Annotated in this window: 11 protein-coding genes; all 11 read right to left on the bottom strand. The window is 65.7% G+C overall.

Annotated features, from left to right (window positions below; genetic code table 11):
- Window positions 1-56: 56 nt before the first annotated feature.
- Entirely contained in the window at window positions 57-3,038 is a 2,982-nt protein-coding gene (locus GGR46_RS13460; RefSeq protein ID WP_183998450.1) for a TonB-dependent receptor, read from the bottom strand.
- Between the two features lie 161 nt (window positions 3,039-3,199).
- Window positions 3,200-5,194, bottom strand: a complete 1,995-nt coding sequence (locus GGR46_RS13455) for a glycoside hydrolase family 2 protein (RefSeq protein WP_246426076.1) — start codon at window positions 5,192-5,194, stop codon at window positions 3,200-3,202.
- A gap of 11 nt (window positions 5,195-5,205) precedes the next feature.
- Entirely contained in the window at window positions 5,206-7,593 is a 2,388-nt protein-coding gene (locus GGR46_RS13450; protein WP_183998449.1) for a GH92 family glycosyl hydrolase, read from the bottom strand.
- Between the two features lie 97 nt (window positions 7,594-7,690).
- On the bottom strand, window positions 7,691-7,831 hold the full coding sequence (locus GGR46_RS13445; protein WP_183998448.1) for a hypothetical protein: 141 nt from the start codon (window positions 7,829-7,831) through the stop codon (window positions 7,691-7,693).
- A gap of 228 nt (window positions 7,832-8,059) precedes the next feature.
- Window positions 8,060-9,736: a GMC family oxidoreductase gene (locus GGR46_RS13440; protein ID WP_183998447.1), complete on the bottom strand. Its 1,677-nt coding sequence runs from the start codon at window positions 9,734-9,736 to the stop codon at window positions 8,060-8,062.
- A gap of 22 nt (window positions 9,737-9,758) precedes the next feature.
- Window positions 9,759-10,601 carry a sugar phosphate isomerase/epimerase family protein gene (locus tag GGR46_RS13435; RefSeq protein WP_246426075.1) on the bottom strand — a complete coding sequence of 281 codons (843 nt, stop codon included), beginning with the start codon at window positions 10,599-10,601 and terminating at the stop codon, window positions 9,759-9,761.
- On the bottom strand, window positions 10,601-11,170 hold the full coding sequence (locus GGR46_RS13430) for a gluconate 2-dehydrogenase subunit 3 family protein (RefSeq protein WP_183998445.1): 570 nt from the start codon (window positions 11,168-11,170) through the stop codon (window positions 10,601-10,603). The genes GGR46_RS13435 and GGR46_RS13430 overlap by 1 nt, the downstream gene beginning before the upstream one ends.
- Complete coding sequence (locus tag GGR46_RS13425) at window positions 11,167-11,988, bottom strand: 3-keto-disaccharide hydrolase (protein WP_246426074.1); 822 nt, start codon at window positions 11,986-11,988, stop codon at window positions 11,167-11,169. Before GGR46_RS13425 ends, GGR46_RS13430 begins: the two co-directional genes overlap by 4 nt.
- Entirely contained in the window at window positions 11,985-12,923 is a 939-nt protein-coding gene (locus tag GGR46_RS13420; protein ID WP_343058152.1) for a hydroxypyruvate isomerase family protein, read from the bottom strand. The genes GGR46_RS13425 and GGR46_RS13420 overlap by 4 nt, the downstream gene beginning before the upstream one ends.
- Entirely contained in the window at window positions 12,920-13,309 is a 390-nt protein-coding gene (locus tag GGR46_RS13415; protein WP_183998444.1) for a c-type cytochrome, read from the bottom strand. Before GGR46_RS13415 ends, GGR46_RS13420 begins: the two co-directional genes overlap by 4 nt.
- Window positions 13,306-14,454 (bottom strand): Gfo/Idh/MocA family protein, encoded by a 1,149-nt coding sequence (locus GGR46_RS13410; protein WP_183998443.1) that lies wholly within the window; start codon window positions 14,452-14,454, stop codon window positions 13,306-13,308. Before GGR46_RS13410 ends, GGR46_RS13415 begins: the two co-directional genes overlap by 4 nt.
- Window positions 14,455-14,465: the final 11 nt, after the last annotated feature.

Genomic DNA, 14,465 nt, shown 5'->3' with positions numbered 1-14,465 from the left:
TGGCCCGGGGGGAGGATGGGCCACCTCCTGAGTCAGGGGGCTGACTCACTCGATGATCAGAACTTGTACGCCATGCCCAGATAGAAGCGGCGCCCCGAATAGACGTTCGAAATGAAGCGGTCCTTCGTGTCGTTGCCCAGGTGCTGGCGCTGTTCCGACTTGGTCAGGTTGATGACCGAACCGGTGATCTGGAAGTTCTTGAACACGTCGACCGCAGCGTTGAGATCGACCTGCTCGTACGGATCGTCATAGACGTTCAGGCCCGAGGACAACCCGCGCACCACTTCGCCGCGACGATTGTACGAGGCGCGGACCAGGATCGGGCCATGCTCGTAGAAGATCGACGCATTGATCTGGGTCTTGGCGCTGCCGACCAGCGCCGATTCACCCAGCTTGGTGCCGTTCAGCGACACGTCTGCCTGCGAGGTGTCGTTGTAGGTGAAGTTCACCTGCGCGCCGAGGCCGAAGTCCAGCGTGTGCTGGGCATAGAGCTCGACACCCTGCGACACCGCGCTCGTGCCATTGGCCTGGGTGGCATATTGCTGCACCGTCACGGTCTGGCCGGCGACTTCCTGCGGAAGGTCGATCACCACCGGGACGATGAAGTCCTTCACGTCCTTGCGGAACAGCGTCGCGCCCAGCACCGAGCCGCGGTGGAAATACCATTCCACGCCGAAGTCATACTGCCAGGCGTTGAACGGCTTCAGGTTGAAGTTGCCGCCATCACCGAACCAGCCGGCACGGGCGCCGAACTGGGCACGGTCGAACACGAACGCGTCCGAGTTGAACGTCAGCGAGCGTGCACCCGCCAGATCGCCATAGCCCGGGCGTGCGATCACCTTCGATGCCGCCGCACGCAGCAGCAGGTTCGGCGTCACGTCCCACGAGATGTTGAAGCTCGGCAGGAAGTCCGTGTAGCTCTTGCCCTCCGAATTGGGGCTGAACACGCGGACCTGGCGCTGCGATTCCGGGATCACCGAGCAGTTGCCATCGGCGCCCACCGGCTTGTTCGGGTCGAACGGGCCGCCGGGTCCGTTCACGCAATACTCGTTCTCATAGGTGATACGGTCGGTCGAGGTGCCGTCCTGCTTCGTGTTGACCACGCGCAGGCCGATATTGCCGCGGATGTTGCTGGTCTTGAAGTTCAGCTGGCCATAGCCCGCCCAGATCCGCTCCCGGATGTCGTAGAGGTTCTGCGGCTCGGGCACGCGGACCGGGCCGTTATAGGTCGCGTTCAGATAGTCGATGTACTTGCGGATGTTGATCGCCGGGAAGGCGGTCGTCTCGAAGCCGCCGGCGATGTTGCCGAGCGAGCCCGGGTAGAAGATCTCGGGCTTCGCCAGCGCGCCGCCCGCGGTATCCTGGAAGCGCAGCGTGTTCGCCGCGTCCGAATACCATTCGAAGCGGCCGGTCTCGCGGTGGACCCGGCCGTCACGCCACTTCGCACCGAGCTGGATCGAGTCGAAGAAGGGCGAGTCGAACTTCCGGGTGAGATCGACCTGCGCATAGCGCTGCGAGATCGAGCTGTTGGTGAAGCCCGAGCCCGTCGAGCCAAGGTCGATCTGCGCCACGCCGTTCAGCATGTTCTGGATCACGTTGGGCGAGAACTGCATCGCGATCGACTGATCGGTGAAGTTCCACGCGCTCAGCGCGTTGCCGTTGACCGTGCCGTTGCGCGGCTTGGCCTGGGCGTAGAACTGGAACGACGGACCGCCGGTGGCCTTGGTCTTGCCGAACACGAAGTCGACGTTCAGGTGGCCGACTTCCCAGTTGCCGCGCACGTCATAGGTGTTGGAGACGCTCTTCTCGCGGACATAGGTATCCTGCGGCGCCGGGGTTTCCATGGTGCACATGTTGCCCGGAACGCGGCAACCCGTGCCCTCGGGAGGGACCTCGAACTTCGCGCCGGTCATGATCGTGCCGCTCTTGTCGAACGTCGCGCCAGTGAAGAAATTGCCGAAGCCCCATTCGGGGATCTTGATCGTGCTGCGGGTGTAGTCGCCGTTCAGCTGGAAGCGGAAATAATTGGCGGTCACCTCGAAATTGTCGAACGGCTTCATCTGCGCCGTCGCCTGGATGCCCAGCCGCTTGCGCTTCTGGTCGGTGATCGTCTCGGCGACCGACTGGGGCGCCCAATAGCCGCTATAGTGCTTGCCGTCCCGCGTGGTCTGGCCGGCATTGTTGCCGCTGTTCCAATAGGAGATCGCGGAATCATTGGCGAAGGTCTTGCCGTTGACGTCTGTCGCCGGGTCGGCGGCCTTGCTGTCGGTCCACCACTGCCAGCTGTCGCCCGACGAGCTCAGTGAGCGGTTGGTGCGCACCTGATAGGTGGCGCCGACCAGGAAGCCGAGCGTCTTCTCCTCATTGTGCCAGGAAAGCAGGCCCGAGACGTTCGGCTCCACCTTCTTGGTCACGTCGGCATAGGTGCCTTCGGCCGAGACGGTGCCCGACCAGGGCGCGAGATCGAACGGCTTGCGGGTGTGGTTGATGATGACGCCGCCCACGCCGCCTTCATCGAGGCGCGCCTCGGGCGACTTGAACACTTCCACGCTGCCGATCAGCGTCGAGGGCAGCAGCAGATAGTTGAACGAGCGCGAGGGATCGCCGCTGTCGGCCGAGGCGATGAAGTTCCCGTTGAGCTCGGTCAGCGTCAGGTCGGACGAGAGGCCGCGGATGCTCACCCGGCTGCCTTCGCCGCCATCGCGATCGATGATGATGCCCGGGACGCGCTGCAGCGAGTCCGCCACGTTCTTGTCCGGGAACTTGCCGATGTCCTCGGCAGTGATCACGTCGACGAACGCGTTGGCCTCGCGCTTCTGGTTGAGGCTCTTCTCGATCGAGCCGCGATAGCCGGTGACGACGATGTCGCCAGCCTGGGCACCCGCATCCTGCTGCGCCTGCCCGGCATCCTGCCCGGCCTGGGCGGCATCCTGGGCATGGGCCACACCGCTCGCCATGATCGCGAGGCTGGCCGATGCAAGCAATTGGCATATCAGCCGGTTACGACCGGCCAATGGCGTGCGTGCGCGAAAAGTCATCCCCTATTCCCTCTCCAGTTCGGGCCAGACTCTGGCCCGAGGTTATGCGCCCTGGGTATTCCCTTGAGGCGCTCCAAAATCAGAATACTAAAATCAATTTGTCAATTGTATCCGGTTGCGCTGGTGGCGTTATCCCGACCAGCTGTTGCACGTTTGCGCCCTTACGAGCCGCGCTTGCGCTTCCTGGGCGGCGGCACTTCCTTGGCCGCCGCGGCCGGCTTGTCCCACAAGGGTGCCGCCATCCGGGCAAACGCCTCGGCCGGGGCCTTCGCCACCGCGCGGTCATAGGTGAGCAGGCCGTTGATCTCGCCTTCCACATCGGTCGTCTGGGTATAGACCGACGCGCTCAGGCCGTTCTCCCTGGCCTGCCGCACCACCTCGTCGAACTTGCGGCGATAGCGGGCGAGATAGTCGTTGGAATCGGTGGTGACCTGGTAGCTCCAGCGCTTGTCGTTGCGCCACAGATGCCCCTCGATCGGCCAGCCGACGCCGCCATATTCGCCGAGCACGATGGCGCGGTCGCTGTGGCGTGCCGGCGTGTGCGGCACGTCCTCATAGGTGTGGATGTCGAACACGTCGGAGTCGCGGCCCGCCACGTCCAGCCAGCCGCTGTCCGAATTGACCAGCCGGCTGGGATCCATGCCGCGCACGAACTTGGTGAGCGTGGCGGAATCATACTGCCCCCACCCCTCGTTGTTCACCACCCACAGAACGATCGACGGAAATGCCCGCAAATCGCCGATCATGTGCGACAGCTCGAACTGCTGCTGGGCCATCACATCAGAGGACAGCACCGCCTGGCTCTGGCTGGTGCCGGCGAGGAACTGGTCCTCGCCACCGCCCGAGGGCATGTCCTGCCAGATCAGCATGCCCATGCGATCGGCGTCGTAATAATAACGGTCCAGCTCGACCTTGATGTGCTTGCGGACCATGTTGAAGCCCGCCTTCTTCAGGAACTCCAGGTCGTAGCGCATCGCGGTTTCGGACGGCGGGGTCAGCAGGCCGTCCGGCCACCAGCCCTGGTCGAGCACGCCATTGTGGAAATAGGGCTTGTTGTTGAGCAGCAGTGCCGGCTGGCCATGCACCTTGCCCGGCCCGACCGAGACCTTGCGCATCGCGAAATAGGCCTTGGCGGTGTCGCGGGCGGCGCCGTCGACCTGCGCGGCGGCATAGGCCGCACTCTCGCCCACCGTGAAACGCGAGTCATAGGCGGCGCGGTCGCGCTCCTTCCGGTCGGCCCAGGGATCGCGCACCGTCACCAGCTCGGCGACCAGGTCGTAGAGGAACGGGTCCTCGGGCGACCAGAGATGCGCATCGGGGATCGCGATGCTGGCATGGCGATTGGCGCGGATGATCGTCGATCCGATCGTCTTGCCCTGAGAACGCACGCTGAGGCGCACCGCATCGGTATCGCTCGCCCAGGCCGAGAGCGCGACATCGACTTCCACCGTGCCGCGATCGATGTCCGGCGTCGCCCGCACATCGGCGATATGGAGCGCGGGCACCGGCTCCAGCCATACGGTCTGCCAGATGCCGCTGACCGGTGTGTACCAGATGCCGTCCGGGTTCAGCAGCTGCTTGCCCCGCGGCTGGCTGCCGGCGCTGGTCGGATCCGCCACCTGCACCACCAGCTCGTTGGTGCCGGGCTTCAGATAGGGCGTGACGTCGAAGCCGAAGCGGCTCGATCCGCCCTTGTGCGCCCCGACGACCGCGCCGTTGACCCAGACATGCGCCTCGAAATCGACCGCGCCGAAGTTCAACATCACATTCTGCCCGGCCCAGTCGGCGGGCACGCTGAAGCTTCGGCGATACCAGATCCGGTCCTCGGGCTGCACCTTGCGCGCCACGCCCGACAGGCGGGATTCGACGGCAAAGGGCACCAGGATCTTACCGTCCATCTGCGTCGGCTGCGGCATCGGTGCCGCCGCTTTCGTGATGGCATAGTCCCACTGGCCGTTGAGGTTCAGCCACTTCTCCCGCTCGAGCTGCGGGCGCGGATAGCTGCGCCAGGCATTCTCGGGCGTCACCTCACGGCCCCAGCGGGTGATCATGTCGCCACCGGTATAGGTGGCATCCGCTCGGGTCGCCGGTGCCTGCTGGGCCAGGGCTTCGGTCGCCGCGCCGGAAAGCAGCAGGGCAAGCATCATGGTTCGCATCGTCAAGTTCCTCAGTGCCGGCTCAGCGAAGGCGGCGCATCGGCCGGGCTGCTGCCCCAGGCCGGATTGGGCTTCGCGCCCATGGTCAGCTCCAGCACGGCGCCGTTCGCGATGTCGGCGTGGCGGAACCAGGGCCTGGTCCATTTCTTGCCGTTCAGCGTGGCGGACTGGATGTAGAGGTTCGCCGCCGAATTGTTCTTCGCGACGATCTCGAACGTCTTGCCATTGCCCATCTTGAGCGCGGCGCGATCGAAGATCGGGCTGCCCAGCACATAGACGTCGCTCGACGGATCGACCGTGTAGAAGCCCATCGCGCTCAGCACGTACCAGGACGAGGTCGCCCCTTGGTCGTCCATGCCGGGATAGCCATAGCCGGCGGCATCGCTGCCATAGAGATCGCGCAGGATGCGGCGCGACAGTTCCTGCGTCTTCCAGGGCTGGCCGCTCCAGGCATAGAGATACGGCGCCTGCTGGTCGGGCTGGTTGCCCTGCACATATTGGCCGATCACCCCGGTGCAGTCGCGACAGATGCCCGTGGGGTTGTACGGCTTGGTGAAGAATTCATCGAGCTTGGCGTTGAACGCGGCCCGGCCACCCAGCGCGGTGATCAGCCCCTGCACGTCCTGCGGCACCAGCCACAGGGTCGACCAGCCCGAGGCCTCCTTCATCATGTGGTTGTAATAGGGCTCGGCCGGATCGAAGGGCGTGAACCACTTGCCGTCTTCGGTCCGCCCCCGGACGAAGCCGATCGAACGGTCGAACACGTTGCGCCAGTTGCCTGACCGCTTGCGGAACAGCGCGGCGTCCTGCGGGTTGCCCAGCCGCTCGGCCATATCGGCGAGCGCGGCGTCGTCCCAGGCATATTCCAGCGTCTTGGCAGCACCCGCCTTGCCATCGGCATGCGGCGGGCTCGGGTTGCGATCCGGCACCACGTCCGAGATCCAGCCGCGCGCCATATATTCGTCGAGGAAGTGGCGCGGCCCCTTGGGGTCCAGCGCGTTCTTGCGCAGATACGCGTAGGCGGCCGGATAATCGAACTCGATGCCGCGCCGCATCGCGCCGAGATAGAGGAACACGGCATTGTCGCCGTGGAACGAGGTGTTCATGAACCCGCGTTCGCGGGCCATGTCCAACTCGGACTGCATCACGTCGCGGGTAACCTCGGGCTCGAGCAGTTCGAGCAGCACGATCTGGTTGCGGCCGGTATCCCAGAAGGGCACCGGGCCGTAGCGATCATAGCTGGCGACCTGGGTCTTGCCGTTCGTATCGGTGAAATGCTCGCCCTTGCGCGCCACCAGCCGCGGGCTGGCGAAGGACTGGAACAACGTCGAGTAGAACAGCATCCGCTGCTTCTCGGTACCGCCGCTAACCTGCACGCGGTCGAGCAGCTTCGCCCATTCGGCGCGCGCCGCACCGCGAATGCGGTCGAAATTCCAGTCCGGGCTCTCCTCGCGCAGTCGCTTCGTGGCCGCTTCGTAGCTCGGACCATAGGCGATCCGGATCAGCACCTGCTCGCCGTCACGCGTCGTGAAATCGGCATAGCTGCCAGCGAACGCGCCTTCGATCTGCCGGGTATCCGGCTGCACGTCCTTGTCGCCGATGCCATAGCCGCGGGCATCGCCCGGCGCCTTGCGGAATGTGCCGAAGCGCTTGAACGGCTTTGAGAACTCCGCGACGAAATAGCTTCCGTCGCGCGCATCATTGTCGCGGTTCGCGCCGATGATGCCGCGCACCGTCCGGTCGCCGACCACTTCGACCTGGCCGCCGCGCCCCTGCAGGTTCAGGATGACGTGCGCACGCTCGGTCGCCGGGAAGGTGAAGCGCATCAGCGACGTCGCCTGGGTCGCGGTCAGCTCCACCTTCGTCTTGAAGCTGTCGAGGAACACCGAATAATAGCCCGGCGCTGCGATCTCATGCGCCTTGTCGTACCAGGCTTCGGTATAGACTGGCGGCACCGTCCAATCGCCGACGATCGGCATCAGCATCGGCGTTGCGCGCGCGCCATAGGTCGGGCCGCCGCCGCCGGTGAAACCGATCATCGTGGGATTGGTATAATAATACGGGGTGGCAACGCCCCAGGGATAGCTCAGCTCGACATTCGAATTGACCGGCGCGGCCTCGACCGCACTGTGCGGCAGTCGTGCGCCGGGCGAAGTCAAACCGGAATAGAGCGGCTCGCCCGCAGGCGGCGCGTTGCCGATGAATTCGGGCTTGTCGAGCGGCGCCGTGCCCACCAACGGATTGGCGACATCAACGGGCGCACGATCCTCCGCCGTATTCCCGGAAGTCTGCGCGATGGCAGACGCGATACCCAACAGCGAAGCAGCACCGGCCAGCGCGATGACGCGCGTTGCAATATGACGCGCGCGATCCTTGGGCCGCGGGTTGGAAACCCCCATTCACCCTCTCCAATTAGGCGGCCTGCACCGCCCGTCTTTCGCATGCCGCCTATGCTGGCGGTCACGAGTCGTGATGTTGATTAAATAAATCATTTTGTCAAATGAACTGCGGCATTCTGGCTGTGCGGCGCGCGCGTCGAGCAACAGCTGGACACACCCCGGCAACGCGCGCAGGCACGGGTTTCAGCCAAATTTCCTGATAAATCAGATCGATGCAAAAATGCGTTTCGGCGATCATTTTCGTCGCCGGTTTCGCGGGTCAATTCGATCGAATTTCCAACACGCCGCGAAGAATCGGATCACGGAGACATTCCCGCAAAGGACGCGCGGGATTCGGCGCCGCGATATGGCACCCCGATACGTTCGTGCCGGCCCGCCTCATGGAAGCGAACCGGCACGGATCAGTCGATGGACAAGCCTTCTAGCGCCCCATCTGGCGGCGTCGCGAAGGCCTGAGGCAGCACCCTCACCCGCTGGCGAGTTGCTTGACCGCGTGATCGGCGGCACGCGCAGTCAGCGCCATGAAGGTGAGAGACGGGTTTACGCAGGAGACCGAGGCCATCTGTGCGCCGTCGGTGACGTAGAGATTTGTGGCGTCGTGCGCCTGACTCCACTTGTTCAGCACCGAGGAACGCGGATCGGCGCCCATGCGCGCGCCGCCCATCTCGTGGATGGCGTCGCCGGGCACGTGATCGCCTTCGCTGCTCGTGACGTTGGTCAGCCCCGCCGCCTTGAGCATCGCCTCGCCCTGCGTCCGCGCATCCGCCATCATCCGCAGCTCGTTCTCGCGGAAGCGCACGTCGAAGCGCATCAGCGGCACCCCGAAACGGTCGACCTTGTCGGCATGCAACGACACGTGGTTGTCCTCATAGGGCAGGCATTCGCCGAACGCGCCCATGCCGAACTTCCACCCGCTATATTTGCGCATCCCGTGCTTCATCGAAGCTCCGAATCCCACCGGCGGCGCCGGCTCGCGCCGCGCGCTGCCCTGATAGCCATAGCCGCGCTTGAAGCCGACGCCCTCGTCGCCGCCATTGTTGCGGAAGCGGGGGATGTAGACGCCGCCGGGCCGGCGGCCATATTCGATATATTCGTCCATCCCCGGGATGTCGCCGTCGATCGACACCCGGAAGATGTGGTCCATCACATATTTGCCGAGCGTCCCGCTGCTGTCGAAATGGCTGCGGCCACTGCCCGCCGGCCGCGAGTTGAGCAGGATCTGGTTCGACGCCATGGCCGAGGCGCAGAGGAACACCAGCCCGGCATTGACCACTTCCGCCTGCCCGGTCTTCGCATCGATGAACCGGACCCCGGTGACGCGCTTCTTCGCCGCGTCATATTCGAGGTTGGTCACCACCGCGTCCGCGCGCAGCGTCAGCCGCCCGGTCGCCCGCGCCGCCGGCAGCGTCACCGCCTGGGTCGAGAAATAGGCACCGAACGAGCAGCCATTGCCGCACTGGTTGCGGAACTGGCACTTGGTCCGGTTCTGCTCGGGCTTGTCCTCGGTCATGTTGGACAGGCGGGTGTTGATCAGCTTGCGGCCGGGGAACTCGGTCTCGAGCCGTTGCTTGAGCCACTTCTCGGCGATGTTCATCGGCATCGGCGGCTGGAATTCGCTGTCCGGCAGATAGGGCAGGTTCTCGCGCGAGCCGGACACGCCGATATATTTCTCGACATAGCTGTACCAAGGCGCGAGGTCGTCATAGCGGATCGGCCAGTCGCCATCGATCCCGTCGCGCTTGTTCGCCTCGAAATCGGCCGGGCTCCAGCGGAAGCTCCACCGCCCCCAGATCAGCGACTTGCCGCCGACCGCACCGGGCCGGATCCAGTAGAATTTGCTGCCCTCGTCAAAGGCATAGGGGTTGAGCCGGTCGTCATTGTAGAAGGCCCGGTTGCTCGGCTGGACATAGCCGTGCTTGGCGATGAAATAGTCGCTGTCGCGCAGGCCGGGCGGCATCATGTTGCGCGCCGGGACCTCATAGGCGGGCTTGCCGTCATAGGCATAGCCCTCGCCATGCTCGACCATCACGCCGCGGTCGAGCATGAGGACGCGCAGGCCCTTCTCGGTGAGCTCCTTGGCGGCGAACCCGCCGCTTACGCCGGAGCCGATGACGATCGCATCGAACCTGTTGGTCGAAGCCATGTTCTTCCCTCCCGAAAACTGATCAGAAACGCAGCGCGCGCAGCGTCTGGAAGCTGGTGGTGATGTCGGGCAGATAAGGCGCGGGCGCCTGGTCGTTCTCGACATAGAAGTGGCGAACGCCCGCGCTGCCCTTGCGCTTGAAGAGCCCCGCGAAATCAATCGTCCCCTGCCCCACCGCGGTCATGCTGCGATCGGCACGCATGTCCTTGACGTGATAGGCATAGAGCCGCTTCGACAGGCGATCGATCCACGCGCCGGGATCCTCGCCGGCATGCGCCGCCCAGTAGAGATCGAGCTCGACCTTCACCAGCGCGGGATCGGTCTCCTTGAGGAACCGCTCGTACAGGCTGACGCCACCCGGCTTCGTCGTGAACTCGAAATCATGGTTGTGATAGGCGAAGCCGAGCCCGGCCTTTTTCAGGTCCTTGGCGAAGCGATTGAAGTTCGGCAGCGCCGCGCTCCAGCCCTGCTCGGTGCGGTGTTCGTCAGTCATGTAGGGCAGCACCACCGTATCGGCGCCGAGCGTCTTCGCCATCGTCACCGACTTGTCGAACTGGCCGAGCAGCGCGTCATAGCCGATGTGCAGCGACGGCGATTTGAGGCCGAGCCGGTCCATGGTCTTGCGCAGCAGCGCGTGGTCCATGGCGTCATAGCCGCCCCCACCGAACTCTACCTCGCGATAACCGATCCGCGCGATCTGCTCGAGCGTGCCGACCGGATCCTTCTGGAAGATGTCGCGGACCGTGTAGAGCTGGATCCCGATCGCCCCCAGCTGCGCGGCGAAGGCCGGCGCGATCGCCAGGTCGGCAAGGGAAAGCGCGGCGACGCCGCCCGCGCCAGCGAGCAGGTTTCTACGGCTGATCATCATGCGGAATACACCTTGTTGACCTGGGAATAGAGGAACTCGCCGTTGTACTCGCCCGGCACCGGCAGATATTCACGCTCCTGCGTGATGCCGATCTCGGACGTGTAGTAGCCGGCGAGGACGAGCTGGCGGAACGCCTCGAAGAACACGCCGCCCGAGGGCAGCTGGCCGTTCATCGCCAGGGTGAGCAGCGCATCCTGCTGCTCCGCGGTCGCCTGCGCGCCCGCGACCTTGTAATCCTGCTGGCTGCGGGCCTCGATCGCGTCGAGCCCGGCGAGGATCGGCACCCGGTCCGTCGGCCGCGCCCAATCGGCCAGCATCTTCTCGATGAATGCCGGCACGCCGGCGGCAATGGCGCCCGGTGTATCGGTCGTCGGCAGGATGCGCTCGCTGAGTGCGGTCATCAGCGCGCGCTGGGCGGGGTTGAACACCGCCACGCTCGGCGGCCCCTCGCTGATCACCGGGATGCCCGACGCCTTGCCCAACTGGGCAGCGCGAGCGAGCGGCGCGAAGGCCGCGGCGCCGAACATGCCGACGACGCCGGCAAGCGCAGTTCTGCGATCGATCACTTGGCACCTCCCGGAAGGTCCTGGGCGATCGCCGCCTCGGGCAGCGGGCGCACCCAGATGTTACGGAACGAGACCGGCGAGCCATGGTCCTGCAGCTGCAGCGGCGCCGCATCGCCATGCGCCTGGTAGCTGGCGACCTTGCGGTAGATCGTGGTGCCGAGCAGCGCCTGGTGGTTCTGCACCAGCACCCCGTTCAGGAAGGCAGTGACATAGGCGGGACGCACCAGCTTCCCGTCCGCCGCGAAGCGCGGCCGTTCGAACACGATGTCGTAGCTCTGCCATTCACCGGGCTTGCGCACGGCATTCACCAGCGGCGGCTTCCAGCCATAGACCGCGCCGACCGTCCCGTCGGCATAGGTCGGGTTCTGATAGCCATCGAGGACCTGCACCTCGTAGCGCTGCATGAACCAGACGCCGCTGTTGCCACGGTCCTGGGACGTGCCCTTGGGCGGATTGGGCGAGCGGAACTCGAGATGGAGCTGGACGTCGCCGAAGCTCTGCTTCGAGACGAGATTGCTCTCCTTGGCGCCCTGCGCGCGCGCCGGTACCGTCATCACGCCGCCCGCCACCTGCCAGGGCGCAGCTTCCGCCTGCCACGCATCGGGCGCGAGCACGATCGCGTCCGAAGGTGCACCACCCGGCGCCGCCGCCGGCGTGGTCACCGTGGGCGCAGGCCGGTCCGCATCATGGACCAACCACTGGCCGCCCGGCAGCTGCGGCGTGTCCTTGAAGCCCGGCTTCTGCTGCGCGAAGGCGAATGCGCCCGTGATCGCGATCAGGCCGGCGGCAGCATATCCCGCCATGCGCATGCGCGTCATAGTCCCTCTCCCTGTGAATCGATCTTGCGATAGGCGGCGATCAGGCGGTCCTCGCCGGCGCGCCCCTTCACCGAATTGCCATGCTCCATGCCGATCACCCCGTCATAGCGTCGCGCACGGAGCCAGCGAACGACCGAGGCATAGTTGATCTCGCCGGTGCCGGGTTCGTTGCGGCCCGGATTGTCGCCGAACTGGATATAGCCGACCTCGCTCCAGCACATCTCCAGCGCGGGGATCAGGTTCCCCGACTGGATCTGCTCGTGATAGAGGTCCGCCAGGATCTTCACCGCCGGGCTGTTCACCCCGCGCGCCACCGCGAAGCCCTGCGCGATCGTCTGCATGTACACGCCCGGATGGTTGGTCCGCGTGTTCAGCGGCTCCATCACCATCGCGATCCCGTGCGGCGCGACGATGTCGCCGGCCTTGCGCATCACGTCGATGACCCGCGCGGTCTGGATGTCGAGCGGCACCTTCTGATCGAGGAAGCCGGTGACCACCGTCATGCGCGTGGCATTGAGCCGCTTGGCGACATCGATCGAGGTGCGGATATCGGCGAGGAACGCCTCGCGCTCGGCATCGTCATTGCCGCCGAGCAGCGGCCGCGACTGCGCCCATTTCGGCATGCTGGCGACGAACACGCCCATCTTCATGCCGCGCTGGGCAAAGGCCTTGGCCATCTTCTCCTGATCGGCCACCGACCGGCTGCGCGCCTCATTGTCCTCCCAGGCGGTGAAGCCCTGGTCGGCGGCATAGGCGATCTGCTCGAACAGGTCGCCGCGGCTGGCGAAGCTGCCCTCGTGCGGGGCATAGCCAAGCGAGAAGCGCGCGGCGTTCGAGCCCTGGCTACCCTTGCTTCCGCCCATCGCCATCGCCGATGACGCCGCGCCCACCGTACCCGCGGCGAGCACCGTCCTACGCGTGACGGCGCCGGTCACTTGCCGCTTCCCGCCTTGAGATAGGCGATGATCGCGGCACGCTTCGCCGGATCGGGCATCCCGATCGGCATCCGCGATCCGGGGACCTTCTTGCCCGGCCCGGCGAGATACTCGTTGAGCGTCGCCTCATCCCAGCGCAGCTTCGACGCCTTCATCGCCGGCGAGTAATTGAAACCCGGCGTCGTGCCGGCAGTCCGCCCGACCACGCCGTAGAGATTGGGCCCGACGCCGTTCTTGCCGCCCTTCTCCACCGTATGGCAGGCACGGCAGGCATTGAACGCCGGCGGCGGCGCGGGGGCCGCGGTCTGGGCGACAGTGGGTACGCTGGCGAAGAACTGGGCCGCCGCAGCGACGCTCAACGCTCCCAGGCACACGAGAAGCTTCATTCTTTCTCTCCCGGATCAACCATTGTCCATTTCTGGTCCGCCGCCGCATTGGCGATGACGGCCTCGATGAAACGCATTGTTCGAAGTCCATCGGCGACGCCGGGGAACCAGCGGTCGCCACCGCCGCGGATCGCTGCGGCAAAGGCGCGATAGAGGTTGGCAAAGGCCTCGATATAGCCCTCGGGATGGCCCGATGGGGTGCGCTGAAGCCTTGTCGCGCTCTCCTGAAGTCCCGGCCCGCCGGCGCGCAGTATCTCGGCCGGCCGATCGAGCCAGCGCAGCGTGAGCGTGTTGGGCTCCATCTGCGCCCATTCCAGGCCGCCGCGCTCGCCATGGATGCGCAGCTTGAGCCCATTCTCTTCGCCCGCCGCCACCTGGCTCGCCTTGAGCACGCCGCGCGCCCCGCCGGCGAAGCGCAGCAGCGCGCTGACGTCGTCGTCGAGCCTGCGGCCCGCCACATGGGTGGTCAGCTCGGCGGATACCGTCTCCACCCGCAGCCCGGAAACACGCTCCGCAAGCTGGAAGGCGTGCGTGCCGATATCGCCCAGGCAGCCACCAAGCCCGGCACGCGCCGGATCGGTGCGCCATTCGGCCTGCTTGTTGCCGGCGCTGTCGATGGGGAGGCTGAGCCAGCCCTGGAGATATTCGACCTGGACGAGCCGGATCGCGCCCAGGTCGCCGCGCGCGATACGCGCCCGCGCCTCCTCGACCAGCGGATAGCCGCTATAGGTGAAGGCCAGCGCGAAGTGCCTGCCGCTTGCCCGCGCGGCGTTAGCAATTGCCTCAGCCTCGGCCACGCTCATCGCCATCGGCTTCTCGCAGAAGACGTGGAAGCCGGCATTCAGCGCGGCTATCGCCATCGGGGCGTGGAGATGATTGGGCGTCACGACGGCAACCGCATCGATCCGCTCGCTCTCGGGCAGCTCCCGTTCGCCCGCGAGCATCGCGTCGAACGAGGCATAGACACGCTGCGATGCCAGGCCGAGCGCGTCGCCGGTCCGCTGATTGCGCCCGGCATCGGTGCTGAACGCGCCCGCCACGAGCCGCCAGTCGCCGTCCAGCGCCGCGGCCATGCGGTGGACCGCGCCGATAAAGGCACCCTCCCCGCCGCCAACCATGCCGAGCCGAAGCGCGTGTCGAACCATGGAACGCCTAT

The organism is Sphingomonas kyeonggiensis, from assembly GCF_014196745.1.
GTDB classification, from domain to species: domain Bacteria; phylum Pseudomonadota; class Alphaproteobacteria; order Sphingomonadales; family Sphingomonadaceae; genus Sphingomonas; species Sphingomonas kyeonggiensis.
The sequence above is the reverse complement of the archived record's forward strand: the minus strand, read 5'-3'. Positions and strand labels throughout refer to the sequence as shown.